9 protein-coding genes are annotated in these 18,720 nt (G+C 67.1%); 1 reads left to right on the top strand and 8 read right to left on the bottom strand.

Features of this window, described 5'->3' with window-relative positions:
• The first annotated feature begins 54 nt into the window (after nt 1-54).
• On the top strand, nt 55-6,639 hold the full coding sequence (locus SLQ31_RS23255; RefSeq protein ID WP_319436472.1) for a fatty-acid--AMP ligase: 6,585 nt from the start codon (nt 55-57) through the stop codon (nt 6,637-6,639).
• Here the strand turns inward: SLQ31_RS23255 and ilvA are convergent.
• The 8 genes from ilvA to SLQ31_RS23215 form a co-directional block, all read right to left on the bottom strand.
• The gene (gene ilvA / locus SLQ31_RS23250; RefSeq protein ID WP_319436471.1) at nt 6,636-7,916 is read right to left on the bottom strand and encodes a threonine ammonia-lyase IlvA; all 1,281 of its coding nucleotides are present in this window, start codon (nt 7,914-7,916) and stop codon (nt 6,636-6,638) included. The genes SLQ31_RS23255 and ilvA overlap by 4 nt on opposite strands.
• Before the next feature lie 29 nt (nt 7,917-7,945).
• Entirely contained in the window at nt 7,946-8,383 is a 438-nt protein-coding gene (locus SLQ31_RS23245; protein ID WP_319436470.1) for a nitroreductase family deazaflavin-dependent oxidoreductase, read from the bottom strand.
• The gene (locus SLQ31_RS23240) at nt 8,374-9,060 is read right to left on the bottom strand and encodes a sirohydrochlorin chelatase (protein ID WP_319436469.1); all 687 of its coding nucleotides are present in this window, start codon (nt 9,058-9,060) and stop codon (nt 8,374-8,376) included. The genes SLQ31_RS23245 and SLQ31_RS23240 overlap by 10 nt, the downstream gene beginning before the upstream one ends.
• A complete protein-coding gene (locus SLQ31_RS23235) occupies nt 9,057-10,202 on the bottom strand; it encodes a uroporphyrinogen-III synthase (protein WP_319436468.1) in 1,146 nt (381 codons plus the stop codon). The genes SLQ31_RS23240 and SLQ31_RS23235 overlap by 4 nt, the downstream gene beginning before the upstream one ends.
• Nucleotides 10,174-10,539, bottom strand: a complete 366-nt coding sequence (gene nirD, locus SLQ31_RS23230; RefSeq protein WP_319436467.1) for a nitrite reductase small subunit NirD — start codon at nt 10,537-10,539, stop codon at nt 10,174-10,176. The genes SLQ31_RS23235 and nirD overlap by 29 nt, the downstream gene beginning before the upstream one ends.
• 48 nt (nt 10,540-10,587) lie before the next feature.
• A complete protein-coding gene (nirB, locus tag SLQ31_RS23225; RefSeq protein ID WP_319436466.1) occupies nt 10,588-13,107 on the bottom strand; it encodes a nitrite reductase large subunit NirB in 2,520 nt (839 codons plus the stop codon).
• Nucleotides 13,104-14,558: a nitrate/nitrite transporter gene (locus SLQ31_RS23220; protein ID WP_319436465.1), complete on the bottom strand. Its 1,455-nt coding sequence runs from the start codon at nt 14,556-14,558 to the stop codon at nt 13,104-13,106. The genes nirB and SLQ31_RS23220 overlap by 4 nt, the downstream gene beginning before the upstream one ends.
• A 94-nt stretch (nt 14,559-14,652) precedes the next feature.
• The gene (locus SLQ31_RS23215; protein WP_413642819.1) at nt 14,653-18,630 is read right to left on the bottom strand and encodes a molybdopterin-dependent oxidoreductase; all 3,978 of its coding nucleotides are present in this window, start codon (nt 18,628-18,630) and stop codon (nt 14,653-14,655) included.
• Nucleotides 18,631-18,720: the final 90 nt, after the last annotated feature.

Genomic DNA, 18,720 nt, shown 5'->3' with positions numbered 1-18,720 from the left:
CAACATTTTGGGAAACACACAGGTTCGCGCCGACGCCCGGTAGCGTCATCCGCTGTGGACGAGTCGTCCCTCCCGGGGGTGTTACAAGAGCGTGCCCGCACGCAGCCAGATGAGCCAGCGTTTACGTATGTCGATTACGAGCTGGATCCCGCAGGTGTTGCCGAGACCCTGACTTGGGCGCGGCTCTACCGGCAGACGTCGAACGTCGCGCGGGAGCTGAAAGCGTGCGGCTCAACCGGCGACCGCGCGGTGATACTTGCGCCCCAGGGAACCGAATACTTTCTCGCTTTTCTCGGCGCACTGCAGGCCGGCCAGATCGCGGTTCCGCTGCCGCTTCCGATGCCCGGCTCCGGGGATGAGCGCGTCAGTTCGGTGCTGCTCGACGCGTCGCCGGCGACCATCCTCACCACGTCCGCCGTCGCAGGCGACATCGCCCAGTACATCAGGCCCAAGCCCGGCGGCGATGCGATAACGGTCGTCGAGGTCGATCTGTTGGCTCTCGACGACGAGACCGGGGCCGCCGCTGACGTCGACAGCCTGCCGAGTACCGCGCATCTGCAGTACACCTCTGGCTCGACCCGCACGCCAGCGGGAGTTATGGTCTCCCACAAGAACATTCAAGTCAATTGCGCGCAGCTGAGGTCCGCGTACTACCAGGACGGAATCGCTCCGGCGGATACCACTGTGGTGTCGTGGCTGCCCTTCTTTCACGACATGGGCCTGATCCTCAACATCGCCTTCCCCATTTTCGGCGGATTCCACAGCGTGCTCACGAGCCCACCGGCGTTCCTGCAGCGGCCAGCACGGTGGATGCAACTGCTGGCAAGCAACAGTCACGCGTTTTCGGCAGCTCCGAACATCGCCTTCGAACTGGCGGCCGCGAAGACTTCCGATAAGGACCTGGCCGGGCTTGACCTCGGCGGCGTCCGAACCATCCTCAATGGCGCCGAACGGGTGAATCCGCCGTCGCTGCGGCGATTTGCTGAACGATTTGCTCCCTTCAATCTTCGCCCGGAGGCCCTGCGGCCCTCCTATGGCCTCGCGGAGGCCACGCTCTACGTGGCGACCCGTGAAACCGGTCAGCCGCCGGAAACCGTGTACTTCGACTCCGAGAAACTGACTGCCGGCGAGGCGCAGCGGTGTTCGAGCGGAGAAGGCACACCGCTGGTGAGCTACGGCATGCACGGATCCCCTATGGTCCGCATCGTCGACCCCGAGGCCCGTGTCGAATGTTCCGAGGGAACCGTCGGCGAGATCTGGGTGCACGGCGACAATGTGTGTGAGGGGTACTGGCAGAAGCCGGAAGAAACTGAACGCACCTTCGGCGCAGAGCTTGTCGATCCGTCTGACGGCGCGCCCGAGTCGCCGTGGCTGAGAACCGGTGACCTGGGCTTCGTCTCCGACGGCGAGATGTTCATTGTCGGCCGGATCAAAGATCTGCTGATCGTCTACGGACGCAATTACGCGCCCGACGACATCGAGGCGACGATCCAGGAGATCACCGCGGGCCGTGTCGTCGCGGGAGCGGTCCCCGGCGAAGATGGTGTCGAAAAGCTGGTCACCATAGTCGAATTCAAGTCCGGGGGCGATTCCGAGGAGGCCGCGCAGCGGGTAACCGACGTCAAGCGCAAGATCACCGCGGCGGTTTCCAGGACCCACGAATTGGGGATTGCCGACCTCGTTATGGTGCCGCCCCATTCGATTCCGCTGACGACCAGCGGCAAGGTCCGGCGGCGGGACTCGCTGAAGCTCTATCTGGGCGGCGAGTTCTCCCGGCTCAACGAGGTGATCCCACGGCCGAAGAGGCAAACAAGCGACGGCGCAGATGCCCCCACCGCACCGGACCCGGGGTGGTCGCAACGACTGGCCACGCTGCGCCAGCAGCAGCATGACGTGTTGGTGGGGCTGGTGCGCTCGCAGGTGGCCACTGTGCTGGGCACTCTCAGCCCCGACGATTTCGACCCGGAGATCCCGTTCCGGGATATGGGATTCGACTCGGTGAAGGCGACCGAGTTGATCGACCGACTCAAGAACGTCACCGCGCTGGCATTGCCCCCGACGTTGGCCTTCGACCACCCCACCCCGAATGCGCTGGCCACTCATCTTGGGCACCTGTTGGGCGGATCTGTCCCCTCTGCCGCACCGGCGGCGGCACAGGTGGAGTCGACAGAGCCAATTGCCGTGGTGGGCATGGCCTGCCGTTTTCCCGGTGGCGTCGAATCGACGACGGCGTTGTGGGATGTGGTGGCCACCGGCCGCGAGGCGCTGTCCGAATTTCCGACTGACCGCGGCTGGAATTTGGCGGACTTGTTCGATCCCGACCCCGACGCCGCCGGCAAGACCTACACCCGAGTGGGCGGGTTTCTGGCCGAGGCGGCCGGCTTCGATGCGGAGTTCTTCGCGATCTCGGACCGCGAGGCCCAAACGATGGATCCGCAACAGCGGCTGTTGTTGGAGGTGTGCTGGGAAGCGCTGGAAACCGCCCGGATCGATCCCGCCGGTTTGGCGGGTTCGAGGACGGGTGTATTCGTCGGGGCGTGGTCCCAAACCTATGGTGCGGGAGGTTCCGACGGCGCGGAAGGGTACGCCCTGACCGGTGGTTCCCCCAGCGTTGTCTCCGGGCGCATCTCCTACACGCTGGGTTTGCAGGGACCCGCGATCACCATCGACACGGCGTGCTCGTCCTCGCTGGTAGCCAGCCATTTGGCATGTCAGTCGTTGCGCAGCGGTGAGTCCAGTCTGGCGCTGGCCGGCGGGGTGACCGTGATGACCACACCATCGGTGTTCACCGAGTTCGCCAGGCAACGGGGCCTTGCCGCCGATGGGCGTTGCAAAGCGTTCTCCGCCGACGCCGATGGCACCGGCTGGGGTGAGGGCGCGGCCATGGTCGTCCTGGAACGGCTCAGCGACGCGCGCCGCAACAACCACCCGGTGCTGGCGCTCATCGCGGGATCGGCAGTCAACTCCGACGGCGCCTCCAACGGATTGACCGCGCCCAACGGGCCTGCCCAACAACGCGTCATCACCGAGGCCGCCGCCAACGCCGGTGTCGGGCTGGATCAGGTCGACGTCGTCGAGGCCCACGGCACGGGCACCACACTGGGCGACCCGATCGAGGCCGGCGCACTGCTCGCCACTTACGGTGCGGCGCGCGAAGATTCACACCCGCTGTGGCTGGGCTCGATCAAATCCAACATCGGCCACACCCAGGCGGCCGCAGGCGTCGCCGGAATCATCAAGATGGTCGAGGCGCTCAACCGCGACAGCCTGCCCCCGACCCTGCACGTCGATCGCCCCAGCCCCCACATCGACTGGTCGACCCGCACCGTTCAAATTCTCACCGAACCTGTTCCGTGGCCGGCGACCGATCACCCGCGCACGGCGGCGGTGTCGTCGTTCGGGATCAGCGGCACCAACGCGCACCTGATCTTGCAACAAGCCCCGGCGGCCGACCCGGTTGACCGCACCGCGACCGCCCGTGACGACTTCCAGGTGCGGATGTGGCCGGTATCTGGGCGCACCCCGGCGGCGCTGTGCGCGCAAGCCGACCGGCTCCATCATTTCCTGGCCGGCAATCCCGATCTGGATCTGACCGACGCGGCTTACAGCCTGGGCGCCACCCGCGCGCACCACCCTTATCGGGCCGTCATCGCCGCACCGGCGGACTCGGGCACCGAGCGCGATGACCTGCTCGGTGCTCTGGACGCCCTGCGCAGAGACGAATCTCATCCGCATCTGATTCGCCACCACTTCCTGGCCCGCCTTCGGGGGAAGACGGTGTTCGTCCTCCCGGGCCAAGGCGCCCAGTACGCGGGCATGGGCCGGGAACTCTACGAACACCACCGCGTCTTCGCCGAAACCGTCGATGCCTGCGATGAGGCGTTGCGACCCCTCACCGGCTGGTCAGTGCGCGAGGTCCTACGGCAAGAGCCGTCGGCGCCGTCGCTGGACCGAGTCGATGTGGTTCAGCCCGTGCTGTTCACCATGATGGTCTCGCTGGCCGAGGTATTGGCCAGCTATGGGATCGTCCCCGACGCGGTGATCGGTCACTCTCAGGGGGAGATCGCCGCGGCGTACATCGCCGGGGCGTTGTCCTTGCCCGAGGCCGCCGCGGTGGTCGCACGCCGCAGTCAGGCGCTCAGCGCCCTGCGTGGTACCGGCGGCATGGCGTCGGTCCTGCTGGCGGCCGAGCGTGTGGAGCCACTCCTGCAACCCTGGGGTGATGCTCTCAGCATCGCCGCGGTCAACGGCCCGTCACACACCATCGTCAGCGGGGACCCCGCCGCGTTGGAGGAGTTCAGTGCGGCGTGCGATCGCGACGGCATCCACTTCCGCCGTATCGCCGTCGACTACGCCTCGCACTCCGCTCAGGTGGAATCAGCACGTGCGCGCCTGCTGGACGAACTGGCCGACCTGAAGCCCACGGCCTCCGCTATCCCCTTGTATTCGACTGTGGGAGAAGCGCTCGACACCGATCCCCTCGACACGACCACGATGACCGCCGAGTATTGGTATCGCAACCTGCGCGAGCCGGTGCGGTTCCACGACCGGGTGCTGCAGCGTCTGGCTGCCGGCCAGACCACATTCGTGGAGTTGTCGCCGCATCCGGTACTGGCCCCGGCGATCACCGACACCGTTGCTCAATCCACCGGGTCAACCCAATCCACAGGGTCAGCCCAATCGGCGGTGGTGATCACGTTGCACCGCGACCGGCCCGACCGCGACAGCCTGGCCACCGCGTTGGCGCAGCTGCACGCGCACGGACACAGCCCGACGTGGGCGGCCCTGTACCCCGGAGCCCGCAGCGTCGAGTTGCCCACCTACGCCTTCCAACACCGCCGCTATTGGATGACACCCACCCCGACGGCCTCCGTGGTCAGCAGTCCGGCCGAAGGGGCGCTGTGGAAGGCGCTGCGGCGCAGGCGAGTGTCTCGACCGGATATCACCGAATCCAGCAGCGGCACAGCAATAGCGAGCGCATCGGCACTTCGCGAAACGCTGGCCGATCAAACCTCCGAACAACAGCGACACACCTTGGCCGCCCTGGTGGCCGGTGCCACTGCCACGGTGCTGGCCCACCCCGACCCGGACGCTCTCCATAACGACGTGGCGTTCAAAGACCTCGGTATGGACTCGCTGACCGCCGTCGAACTCCGCAACTCCCTCGGCACCCAGACCGGGCTCAGCCTGCCGGCGACCCTGATCTTCGACCACCCCACCACCACGGCACTGGTCACCCACCTGGCCGACCTGCTGACCGAAACGTCTACGGCCGCAGCGGCTGCCACCGGCACCACCAGCGCCACGGCAAGAGACAATAGGCTCGCACTCACGGATCAGGCGTCCTATCACGCGGAGCGAGCGGTCCATAGTGCGCTGATCCAATTCACCTGGCTCTACAACCGTGGCGTAGATGTCGACGGGTTACGGCGGTTTCACCGCAACCTTGGGTTGGGGTTGTTGGGTCGCAAGATCGAGCGGTCTCCGATACCGTTCGCCCGTCATCGGTGGGTCGCATCCCCGGCGTCGGAGGACATCGACTTCGCCGCGACGCCGCGACGGCGCTCCGACATAAGCGATTGGGCCGACGAGCGGGCGCGCGTACCTATCGATGCGGAACGGGGACCCGGCTGGCATCTCGGGGTGCTTCCGCTCGAAGATGGCGGGGCAGCAGTAACTTTGGTGGTTTCGCATAACATCGCCGACGGGCGGGCTGTCCTCCGGGTGATAACAGATGCTGTTGAGGGCAGGACGCCCGAGCTCGGCTATCCACCTGCGCGATCCCGCACCCGCAGCCACGCATTCCGTGAGGATCTACGGCACACCGTCACAGAACTGCCTGACGTGGCCAAGGCGGTCGTCGCCGTGGTTCGACGCGCGCGGCAGGGCGATGAATTCGCGTCATCGACCAAGGGAGCAACACCTGCCCCGAAGACCGCGGGCGGCGGTCACGCAGTAGACGTGCCCGTCCTGACCGCATTCGTCGACCTGGCAGATTGGGATGCTCGCGCGAAAGATCTTGGCGGGAGCAGTAACTCGCTCGTAGCAGGCTTCGCCTGCAGACTCGCGGCGAGGGTGGGGCACGTTTTCGACGACGGAACGGTCAATCTACGACTTCCGGTAACCCTACGGACCGCAGACGACAACAGTGGCAATTCGCTGACGGCTGTCGACGTCCGGATCGACCCGAACCTCTCGGTGACCGAGCTCGGCGAGCTGCACGCCAAGATCACCAAGGCAACGCTGGAGGCGATGGAGAGCTCCGACGAATTCCTGGCACCGCTCCCACTCGTGCCGCTGACGCCGAAGTGGGTGATCCGGAAGCTGGCGGGGGCGTTGGCCGGTGGTGCCGGCCTCGTCACGTGTTCCAATGTCGGCGACCTTCCACCGGCGGTGAACCGGCCTGACGGCAGCGATGCCGATTACGCGTACATGACACCCGTCGAGCCCGATATCACCAAGCGCATCCTGGAACTCCTCGGCGGGCGGCTGTTGGTCGGTTCGGGGCGGCTGCAAGGGAAGATCGTCATCACGATCTCCGCATATCTTCTCGGCGGACCAAATACGAAAGCTGAACTACGAGAGGTCATTTCGGAGACCTTCGCCGAATTCGATCTGATCGCGGAGATGGGCGACTAGGTCAGGTAGCGGTAGGCCGCTGAACCGGGCTGCAGCGCCTCGACGTGAAGGCCGGAGGCGGCCATCCGCGCCCGCAGCCCGTCGAGTCCGGTGGCCGAGCCGAGCTCGACACCGACCAGTGCCTCACCGGTCTCCCGGTTGTTGCGCTTGACGTACTCGAACAGCGTGATGTCGTCGTTCGGCCCGAGCACCTCGTCGAGGAACCGGCGCAGCGCGCCGGGCTCCTGCGGGAAGTCGACCAGGAAGTAGTGCTTGAGGCCCAGGTGCACCAGGGACCGCTCGAGCACCTCGCCGTAGCGTGACACGTCGTTGTTGCCACCGGAGATCAGGCACACCACCGTCGACCCGGGGGCGACGTCGGCCTCCAGCAGACCCGCCACCGCCAGTGCCCCGGCCGGCTCGGCGACGATGCCCTCGTTCTGGTACAGATCCAGCATCGCCGTGCAGACCGCGCCCTCGTCGACCGTCGTGACCGAGACCATGTTCCCGGCCGCGGCCAGTGCCTGATACGTCAGCGCACCGACCTGCTTGACCGCCGCCCCGTCGACGAATTGGTCGACGTGCTCCAGGGTGACCGGGCCACCGGCGGCCAGTGCCGCGATCATCGACGCCGCGCCAGCCGGTTCAACACCGAGCACCGCGGTGTTCGTCGTCCGCTCGGCCAGGTAGGTGGTGATCCCGGCGATGCACCCGCCGCCGCCGACCGGGACGACCACCAGGTCCGGCTCGCCATCGAGCTGGTCGAGGAGCTCCACCGCGATCGTGCCCTGGCCGGCCATCGTGCGCGGATCGTCGAACGGCGGGACCAGGGTGGCCCCGGTGCGCGCGACATCTTCCAGCGCGGCGTCGGCCGCCAGGTCGTAGGTGCTGCCGCCGACGATCAGCTCGATGAACTCGCCGCCGTGATAGCGGATGCGGTCACGCTTCTGCTTCGGGGTCTTGGCCGGCACGTAGACCCGGCCGTGCACGCCCATCGAGCGGCAGGCCAGCGCGAAACCCTGCGCGTGGTTACCGGCCGACGAGCACACCACCCCGGCGGTGAGCTCGGCCTCGGACAGTTGGCGCAGCAGGTTGTAGGCGCCGCGCACCTTGTAGGACCGCACGCTCTGCAGGTCCTCGCGCTTGAGGTAGACCTCGGCGCCGGTGGCCTGCGAAAGCCGGTCGCTGTGCTCCAGTGGGCTCTGGCTGACCACGCCGGAAATTCGCCGCGCAGCCTCATCGATGTCAGCCGCGGATAGCGGCGCTGACAGTCGGTGCTGGCTCAGATCGGCGGACACCGCTCAATGGTGCCACCATCCGGGGTCAATCAGAGAATCGGGGTGAGGACGAACACCGGGATCTGGCGGTCGGTTTTCTGCTGGTACTCGGCGTAATCGGGCCACGCCTCGACCGCGCGCTCCCACCAGGCGGCCTTCTCGTCGCCGAAGACCTCGCGGGCCTGGTATTCGGCGTGCGTGGTGCCGTCCTGCAGCTCCACCTGCGGGTGGGCCTTGATGTTGTAGTACCAGACCGGGTTCTTCGGGGCGCCGCCGAGCGAGGCGACGACCGCGTAGTCGCCCTCGTGCTCGACCCGCATCAGCGGGGTCTTGCGGATCTTGCCGGTCTTGGCGCCGACGGTGGTCAGCAGGATGACGGGCTTCCCCTTGAGCTCGGTGCCCTCGGCCCCGTCCGACGACATGATGAGCTCTGCGTTTTCGCGCGCCCAGTCCGAAGTGCTCGGTTCGTAATCTCCAGTCAGTGGCATGACGTCCAGCGTAAGCCGACCGGCACGCTGAAGCGATGGGCCAGCAGCGCCACCAGATCGGGGTGCGCACCCAGCGGCTCGGTCACCGCATGCGCACCGCACTGGCCGAGTTTGGTGTGGAACACCCCGGGTGCCAGCAGGTAGGAGGCGATGAACACCCGCCGTCCGGATCGTTTGAGCCGGCGCACGATATCGGCGACGGTCGGGACGCCGGTGGCCACGAAGCCGAGGTGGACCTCCCCCACCAGTTCGCCAAGTAGCGCCGCGGCCTGGGCGAGTTCACGCCGGGCGGCGGGATCCGAGGATCCGGCCGCCGCCATCACCACCGCGTCGCCGGGTAACCAGCCGACCTCGAGCAGCCGGCCGTGCATGATCTCGGCCAGGACCGGATCGGGTCCCAATGCGGGGGTGATCGTGACGTTGTCATGGCCGCTTTCGGCCACCCGGGCCGGCAGGTCGGTGTTGACGTGGTAGCCCGATGCCAGGAAGGCGGGTACCACGATCGCCGGTGACGCCGAATCAGCCAGCACCTCACGGGGATTGGGCCCGAGTACGTCGACGAAGGCGGTGCGCACCGCACCGACATGTTCGGCGACGGCCGCCGCGATCTCGGTGATGGTGGCCAGTCCCAGGGGATTTCGGGTGCCGTGGGCGACCAGCACAAGTTCTTGTGTCATGTCGTGGCGGTGTCCAGCGCCAGGCGATAACCGCGTTTGACCACAGTCTGGACCACGCGGGGGGCGGCTAGCGCCGAACGCAGGCGGGCCATCGCCGTCTCCACCGCGTGAGTGTCGTCGCCGCCACCGGGCAGTTCGGCCAGCAGTTCTTCCCGGGACACCACCAGGCCCGGTGCCACCAGCAGCCGGCGCAGCAGCGCCATGGCGGCCGGGGGCAGCACCTTGAGCTCGCCGTCCACCTCGACGCTGGCGCTTCGGACGCTGATGTCGTGCCCGCCCGCCCTGTACTGTTTTGCCAGGCAAGGCAATTCGTCGGTGATCAGCCGAGCCAGCGCACCGAGCCGGTAGCGCTGCGGGTACCGGGCGTCGATTCCGAGCCGGATGAGCGGGGTGGCGGTGACCGGGCCGACGCAGAACACCGCGACGTCGTTGCGCAGTGCGTTGATCAGACATTCCAGGGCGCCAAGGGCTTTCGCGCGTTCCAGCGTCGCCGCAACGGCGGGTGCGCTGGTGAAGCTCACCGCGTCGACGTCGGCGCTGACGATCGCCGCGATCAACGCATCGACGCGCCGCGAATCCTCCGGCGCCTCCCAGCGATAGACCGGCACCTTCGCGACATAGGCACCCGCCCGGGTCAACGCGTCACAGATGTCGGTGTCAGGCTCCCATTCGCTGGCGGCGCCGTGCAGCTGCACCGCGATGCGTAGTTGATCCACCCCCTCGGACAGCAGGCGCTCCAGCACTTCCACCGACGATTCCGACTCCGGGCTCCACTCCTCGCACAGCCCGGCCTGCCGGACCGCGCCGCGCGCCTTGGGCCCGCGGGCCAGGATGCGGGTGGATCCGAGCGCGGCGCTCAGCTCATCGGGAACATCCCAGCCGTGCGCGGCCTCGATCCAGCCCCGAAAGCCGATCCCGGTGGTCACCACGACCACGTCGGGCGGTTGCTCGATGAGCTGGGTGGTCACCCGGCGCAGCTCGACATCGTCGACCAGCGGCACGATCCGGATCGCCGGCGCATGGACGACGGTGGCGCCGCGACGCTCCAGGAGCGTGATGAATTCCTCGGCCCGGCGCGCGGCGGTCACCCCCACGGCGAAGCCGGCCAACGGGTCAGCGACTTCTGATCTCGACGAATCCATCGACCACCCTGACGTCATAGACCGGCAGCACATGTGACTCGTCGTCGAGGCACCGACCGTCGACAAGGGAGAAAACCTGCTTGAGTAACGGCGATGCCACGGTCGGCTCGCCGCGCCGATCCCCGACGATGCCACGCGACATCACTGCGGCGCGACCGAAGGGGTCGATATTGCCGACCGCGGCCAGCGTGCCGTCGGCCAACAGGAACAGCGCGGCCTGCGCACCATCGGGCAGCAGCACCGCCACGCCACGGCCGGCGAGCAGGGCGCTGCGCGCGCAGGCCGGCGTCCAGATATCAAGGTCGAGCCCGGCACTTCTGTCCGCGAGAACTGTCATGGTTTCAAGCCTCCAAGCTCTTGATAGAGGGGTCGTGTTTCACAACTGTTACGGGCGGCTTTCCGCAGCGTTGACGCTGCTCGGCATTCCCAGCAGCAGCGGCACCTTGCGCGGCCCGGTCTCGTCGAACACCACGGTCGGGTCCGGCTCCCCCGGCGCATTGACGAACGACACGAAGCGGCCCAGTTTCTCCTGGTCATTGAGCACGCCGGCCCACTCGTCGGAGTAGCCGTCCACATGCCGGACCATGGCGTCATCCAGATCCGCGGCGATACCCAACGAGTCCTCGCACACCACATCCCTGATGTGATCAAGCCCACCCTCGATGGTCTCCTGCCAGACCGCGGTGCGCTGCAAGCGGTCTGCGGTGCGGATGTAGAACATCAGGTAGCGGTCGATGTAGCGGACCAGCGTTTCGGAGTCGAGATCGCCGGCCAGCAGCTGCGCGTGCTTCGGAGTGGCGCCGCCGTTGCCGCCGACGTAGAGGTTCCAGCCCTTCTCGGTCGCGATGACACCCACGTCTTTGCCGCGCGCTTCGGCGCACTCGCGTTGGCAGCCGGACACACCCATCTTGATCTTGTGCGGGGAACGCAGCCCGCGATAACGCAATTCGAGGTCGACGGCCATCGCCACCGAGTCCTGCACCCCGTAGCGGCACCACGTGGAGCCCACGCAGCTTTTCACCGTTCGCAGCGACTTGCCGTATGCGTGCCCCGATTCCATCCCGGCGTCGACCAGTCGCTTCCAGATCTGCGGGAGCTGTTCGACGCGGGCGCCGAACAGGTCGATGCGCTGGCCTCCGGTGATCTTGGTGTAGAGGCCGAAATCCCGGGCCACCTCGGCGATCACCATCAGCTTCTCCGGCGTGACCTCGCCACCGGGCAGCCGCGGCACCACCGAATACGTGCCGTTGCGCTGAATGTTGGCCAGGAAGTGGTCGTTGGTGTCCTGCAGGCCGGCCGTCTCGTCGTCCAGGATGTGATCGGACGACGTGGACGCCAGGATCGAGGCCACGACGGGCTTGCAGATGTCGCACCCGGTGCCGGTGCCGTGCTCGGCGATCAGGGCGGAGAAGGTGCGGATCCCGGTCGTCGCGACGATCTGGAACAGCTCGGCGCGGGTCTGCCCGAAATGTTCACACAGCGCCTTGGACATCGCCACGCCCTGCGCTTCGAGCAGCCGTTTGAGCATCGGAATGCAACTGCCGCAGGAGGTTCCGGCGGCGGTGGCGCACTTGATGGCAGGCACGTCGTGCGCGCCGTCAGCGATGGCGCCGCAGATACTGCGTTTCGTCACCGCATTGCACGAGCAGATCTGCGCCTCGTCGGGCAGCGCACCCACCCCCACCTCGGCGCCTGCCGGTGAGATCAGCGTCGCCGGGTCGGCGGGCAGCGGCCGCCCGACCAGCGGGCGCAGGGTGGCGTACGCGGTGGCGTCGCCGACCAGGATCCCGCCCAGCAACGTCGAAACATCATCGGAGACCACGAGTTTGGCGTAGGTCTGGTTGACGGCGTCGTTGAGCACGACTTCCAGCGCACCGGGGGTGGTGGCGTGGGCGTCACCGAAGCTGGCCACGTCGACGCCGAGCAGCTTGAGTTTGGTGGACAGGTCGGCACCCGGGAATTCGGCGGTCCCGCCGACCAGCCGGTCGGCCACCACCTCGGCCATCGTGTAGCCGGGCGCGACCAAGCCGTAGCAGCGGCCCTCGACCGCGGCGACCTCACCGATGGCGAACACGCGCGGATCCGAGGTGGCACAGCTGATATCGGTCAGCACCCCGCCGCGTTCGGCGAGTGGCAGGCCGCATTCGGCCGCCAGCTCGTCACGCGGACGCACACCCGCGGAGAACACCAGCAATGCGGCGTCGAGCTGTTCGTCGTTGGACAGCGACACCGTGATCCCGTCACCGTTGTCGACGACGTCGGTGGACGCCACGTCGGTGTGCACCGTGATACCGAGCTCGGTGATGAGGCGATTCAGCAGCGCGCCACCGCCGTCGTCGACCTGGATGGGCATCAGCCGCGGGGACCGTTCCAGCACATGCGGTGTCAGGCCCAGCATCCGCAGCGCATTGGCCGCCTCCAGGCCCAGCAGACCACCACCGACGACGATGCCGACGGCCCCGGGCCGGGCCGCCGATGCCGCCCCCCGGATGGCGTCGAGGTCTTCCAGCGTCCGGTAGACGAAGCAGCGCTCGAGATCGCTGCCGGGGATCGGCGGCACGAACGGGTACGAGCCGGTGGCCAGCACCACCGCGTCGTACTCGATGCGCTCCCCCGCTGATGTGATGACGTGACGGCCCTCCCGGTCGATCGCGGTGGCCGGCTCGCCGACCCGGAGATCGACCAGATCGTCTCCGGCGTAATCGTTTCCGGACAGCGCCAGCGTGGAGCGATCCCACCCGTCGATATAAGAGGACAACCCCACCCGGTCGTATGCCGCGGTGGGTTCCTCGCACAGCACCACGACCCGCCAGGCTCCGTCGCGGTCCCGGTCCCGCAGCGCCTCGACGAAGCGGTGCCCGACCATGCCGTGGCCGACGACCACGACGGTCCGCACGGCGGTCATGCGGCCACTGCGGCGTTGTCGACCGCGGGGGTGTCGGAGCCGATGACGCTGGCTTTCTTCGGTGTCCGCACGTAGGCCACCCAGGTGATGACCGCGCACAGCACGTAGAAGCCGAGGAACACCCAGAAGGCCATCGTTGCCGATTTCGCCGGCGACAGGTAGGACGCTCGCAGCGCGATGTTGACGCCGACCCCGCCGAGGGCGCCGATGGCCCCGGCGATGCCGATCAGCGCGCCCGACATGCGCAGTGACCAGGCCCGCTTTTCGGGTGGGCTGAGGCTGTCCAGGCCGCGCGACTTCGCCTCGAAGATCGACGGGATCATCTTGTAGGTAGAGCCATTTCCCATGCCGGACAACACGAACAGGGCGATGAAGCCGGCGATGAAAGCGATCATCGTGGCACCCGAGGCCGGACCAGGAGTGGCGTCGTCGATCTCGCCGGCCCCAACGAGCCAGCCCGCCGCGAGGATCATCGCACCGAACGTGTAGAGGGTGACCTTGCCGCCGCCGAAGCGGTCCGACAACCAGCCGCCGAACGGGCGGGACACCGAGCCGAGCACCGGGCCGATGAAGGCGATCTGGGCGGCGTGCAGCGATGCCTGGGCCGTCATCGCCGCGGTGACCGGTCCGCCGTGCGCCAGCCCGGCCAGGAAGTTGATCTGCAGCACCTGTCCGAAGGCGAAGCCGAACCCGATGAACGACCCGAACGTGCCGATGTAGAGCAGTGAGATCAGCCACGAATCACGGTGTGCGAGCACCTCGATCAGCGAGCGCGCATCGCTGCGCTGGTTGGTCAGGTTGTTCATGAAGAACGATGCGCCGACCGCCGCCAAAGCAATCAACACCAGGTAGGTGGCACAGACCAGGTGCGGGGACCGGTTGCCGACGCTCGCGATGACCAGCAGGCCGACAAGCTGGATGACCGCGACACCGATGTTGCCGCCGCCGGCGTTCAGACCCAGCGCCCAGCCCTTGTACCGCTGCGGGTAAAAGGCGTTGATATTGGTCATCGACGAGGCGAAGTTTCCACCACCCAGTCCGGCGAAGGCGGCCACGACCAAGAAGGTCGTGTACGACGTTCCCGGGTGTGCCATGAAATACAGCGTCATGACGGTGGGCACCAACAGCGCCAGCGCCGAGAAGATCGTCCAGTTGCGGCCCCCGAAGTGGGCGGTAGCGAACGTGTAGGGGATGCGCAGGATGGCGCCCACCAGGGTCGGGATCGCCACCAGGAAGAACTTGCCTGCGGCGTCGATGTGGTAGACGTTCTGCGGCATGAACAACACCATCACCGACCAAATCGACCACACCGAGAATCCGACATGCTCGGCGAAAATCGACCAGATCAGGTTGCGGCGTGCGATTTTCGCGCCGCCGTTGTTCCAGGCGCCGACGTCCTCGGCATCCCAGTCGTCGATGTCGTAGCCACTGCGAGTGGTTGAGGTCTGCATGGGTTCACGGTACGAATTCTTTGTTGCGCCTTCGCTGCACGCGGTGATCGCAGTGTCACAACCTTCTCACTCTGACGCGGACGCCACGGTGAGGTCAGTACACGTCGCGCAGATACCGCTTGTCGGCGACCAGTTCGCGCTTGTAGTCGCGGGCGGCTTCGGCGCTCAGATGGCCATGGGTGCCGATGATCGTCTCGAGTGCGGCGTCGACGTCTCGCGCCATGGCGGCGGCATCGCCGCAGACGTAGAGGTGAGCGCCGTCCTGCAGCCAGGCCCATAGCTGCGCACCTTTGTCGATCATGTTGTCCTGCACATAGATTCGCTTACGCTGGTCGCGGGAGAACGCGAGGTCGAGCCGGTTGAGGAAGCCGTCGGCGACCATGTCGGTCAGATCGTCGCCGTAGTAGAAGTTTTCGGTGCGGTGCCGGTCGCCGAAGAACAGCCAGTTGCGCCCGATGTGGCCCAACGCGCGGCGCTCCTGAAGGAAGCCGCGGAACGGTGCGATTCCGGTGCCCGCACCGATCATCACGATCGGCGCGGTCGTATCTTCGGGCGGGCGGAAGTGCGGCGACTTCTGCAGGAACACCGGAACGTCGCAGGCGCGGTCGGCGAGGAACGTCGAGCACACTCCCCCACGCTCGGCGCCATCCGGCGCCTGGTAGCGGACGATCGAGACGGTCAACTGCACCTCGTGCGGACTGACCAGCGGGCTCGACGAGATCGAGTACAACCGAGGTGTCAGCCGAACAAGGACTTCCTGCCATTGCTCGGCGGCGGCGTGGACTCCGAAGGCGCGAACGACGTCGATCCCGTTGCGCCCCAACCGCCAGGTGTCCAGCTGCGCGCGAGCGGCCCGCAGGTCTCTGGCGGCCGCCTTGTCCGCCGTGGTCTCGGCAAGGAAGGCCAGCAGGTTCGGGGTGATGCGACAGATGTCGTAGCTTTCGGTGAGGGCTTGGCGCAGTGCGCATTCCGTCCCGTCGACCTCGACTACGTCGTCCCCACTCAGGCCCGTCGCGGTCAACCAGGCGGCGACGTCGTCGTCGCTGTTGGTGGGTAGCACCCCTAGGGAGTCGCCGACGGCGTAGCTGACGTCGTGTTCGGAGATGTCAAATCCCAGCTGCCGCACCTCTTTGGCCGCCGACGCCGGGGTCAGTCTGGTGTTGCGCGCCAACCGGGCGGCGACGGGCCTGGCGCGGGTGAACGGCTCGGCGGGCCGGGCGACGGCGGGTGCGTCGAGCGCTGCCGGTGCCGATTCGCCCGCGTTGACCACCTCGATCACCCGCTGGGCCCACCTCGTCACCGAGTCCTCGTCGTGCACCTCGCAGTCCCTGCGGTCGAGCAGGCGGGCACCACCGAGTTCGGCCAGCCGCGTGTCGAGCGACCGGGCATGACCACAGAACTGGCCGTAGGACCGGTCGCCGATTCCCAGCACGGCGAACCGAAGGCCTTGCAGGTCTGGGGCATCCGGTGCCCGGAGCCGGTCCCAGAAACCGGCGCCGTTATCGGGCGGATCACCGTCGCCGAATGTACTGGTGACCACGAGGACGTCACGTGCCGCGAGATCGCTGACGGTGCAGTCGTCCATGCTGACCAGCCTGGCCGCAAGCCCGGCCGCACCGAGCTGATCGACGAGTCGGGCCGCGAGTTCCTCCGCGTTTCCCGTCTGCGATGCCCACAACACCCACGGGCCGGGAACCGGCGTAGCGGGCTCATTGGAGGTCCGCGAATACGTTCCGGCCAGAAGACCGTCGATCCACAGTCGTACCGGCCTGCTGATCGGCGCAGCCTCGGGCAGCACGGGGACGCCGACGACATCACCGCCTAGCGCCGCGAAAAACCCTGCCAGGTACTGCCTTTCGTCATCGGTGAAGGAGGGTTCCTGCCCGGCGGGTTCGTTGGGTGGAACGCTCTTGGTTGGGCGCAGACTCACCGCGCACACCTTCAGCTCGGGTTGCAGGGAATCCGCGTCAACGGCGTCACTGGTCAAGGCGTTGATCGCCAGGTACTCGCCGTGCTCGTCGTTCCAGTGGAACGGCGCGAAGCAATTGCCCGGCCGAACCCGGTCGGTGACGACGGCGGGCAACACAGCTCTGCCCCGCCGGGACTGCAGCTCGACGGCGTTCCCGTCGGCGATGCCGAGGGCGGTGGCGTCGTCGGGATTGATCTCGATGAAGGGCTTGCCGTTGAGTTTGTTGAGCTTGGCGACCCGGCCGGTCTTGGTCATGGTGTGCCACTGATGGGCGAGCCGGCCGGTGTTCAACACGAAGGGGTAGTCGTCGTCCGGCAATTCGCGCGCATCCATGTGCGGGCGGGGGTGAAACACCGCCCGGCGCGACGGTGTGGGGAATGCCAGGACACCGTCGGTGAGGTAGCGAATCGGGTGCCGATCCTGATCGTCGTCGGGCGGGCACGGCCACTGCAGCGGCGTTTCACGCAATCGCTGATAGCTCGCGCCGCGAAGGTCATAACCGGTCTTGGGATTGGCGAACTGCCGGATCTCGTCGAAGATCTGCTCGCTGGATTCGTAGCCGAAGTGCGCACCGAACCCCATGGCGTCGGCCACCTGACAGATCAGCTGCCAGTCCGGCCGGGACTGCCCCGGGGGTGACACGCATTGGCGCGTCAGCGTCAGGGTGCGTTCGGAATTCACCATCACCGAGTCGGCCTCGGCCCACAACGCCGCGGGCAGCACGACATCGGCGTAGCGGTTGGTCGCGGTGTCGCGGTAGGCGTCCTGGGTGACGACCAGCTCCGCGGTCTCCAGGCCGGTGATGACGGTGGTGCGGTTCGGCACGGTGGCCACCGGGTTGGTGCAGATGATCCAGCAGGCCTTGATGTCGCGAGAGGACATCTGCTCGAACATGTCGATGGTGCCGCGGTTGATGTCGCTGCGGATCGTTCCCGGTGCCAAGCCCCACACCGCTTCGACGAAGGCGCGGTCGTCGTCCGCGGTCACCGAGCGCTGCCCCGGCAAACCCGGTCCCATATAACCCATTTCGCGACCGCCCATGGCGTTGGGCTGGCCGGTCAGTGACATCGGACCGCTGCCGGGCCGGCAGATCGCCCCGGTGGCCAGGTGGAGGTTGCAGATGGCGTTGGTATTCCAGGTGCCGTGGGTGCTCTGGTTGAGCCCCATCGTCCACAGCGACATCCATTCGCCCGCGTCGGCGATCATCGTTGCCGCGGTACGGATATCGGCTTCGGCCAGTCCGGTGAGTTCGGCCACCCGCGCCGGCGGATAGTCGGCGAGAAACTCGCCCATCGCGTCCCAGCCCTCGGTGTGCTCGGCGATGAAATCGGCATCGATGTCGCCGGAGGCCACCAGTAGGTGCAACAACCCGTTCAGCAGCGCCAGATCAGTGCCCGGCCGGATCTGCAGATACAGGTCGGCCTTGTCTGCGGTGGCGGTGCGGCGCGGGTCGACGACGATGAGCTTGGCCCCGGCCCGCAACCGGTCGGCCATGCGGAGGAACAGGATCGGATGGCAGTCGGCCATGTTCGCGCCGATGACGAAAAACAGGTCAGCACAGTCGAAATCAGCGTAGGAGCCGGGCGGCCCGTCGGCCCCGAGGGATTGCTTGTATCCGGTCGCCGCACTGGCCATGCACAGCCGCGAGTTGGATTCGATGTTGACCGTGCGGATGAACCCCTTGGCCAGTTTCGTGGCCAGATACTGCGCTTCCATGGACATTTGGCCGGAGACGTAGAGGGCGATCGAATCCGGACCGTGCCGGTCCAGGATGTCGCGTAGCCGGGTGCCCACCGTCGCGACGGCATCCTCGACCGGGGCGGTGACGAATTCCTCGCCGCGTCCCGGCCGGATCAGCGCGTCGACCGCGCGGCCTTCGGGATTGCCCATCAACTCGGCGTGCGTGGCGCCCTTGGCGCAGAGCCGACCGAGGTTGGTGGGGTGAAGCCGGTCACCGACAACATTGGCGATGACCGGGCCCGTCGGGCCGGCCTTGGTGCGCACCTCGATGCCACACCCGACACCGCAGTACGAGCACGCGGTCCGGGTGGCCTCAGCGCAGTCATCCCCGGCAGCCACGGCTTCACCGTGCCCGGCGGACATTACGGGAGGTGCCGGGGCGCGTTATCGCGACAATAAACCGCGCTCACTTCGCCGGAAGGGCGGGTGTGAGATGTCGGGCAGCCCGAGAAC

The organism is Mycobacterium sp. RTGN5, assembly GCF_033804465.1.
In the GTDB taxonomy this organism is placed as follows: domain Bacteria; phylum Actinomycetota; class Actinomycetes; order Mycobacteriales; family Mycobacteriaceae; genus Mycobacterium.
Note: the sequence above shows the minus strand (reverse complement) of the source record. Positions and strands in the feature narration are given on the sequence as shown.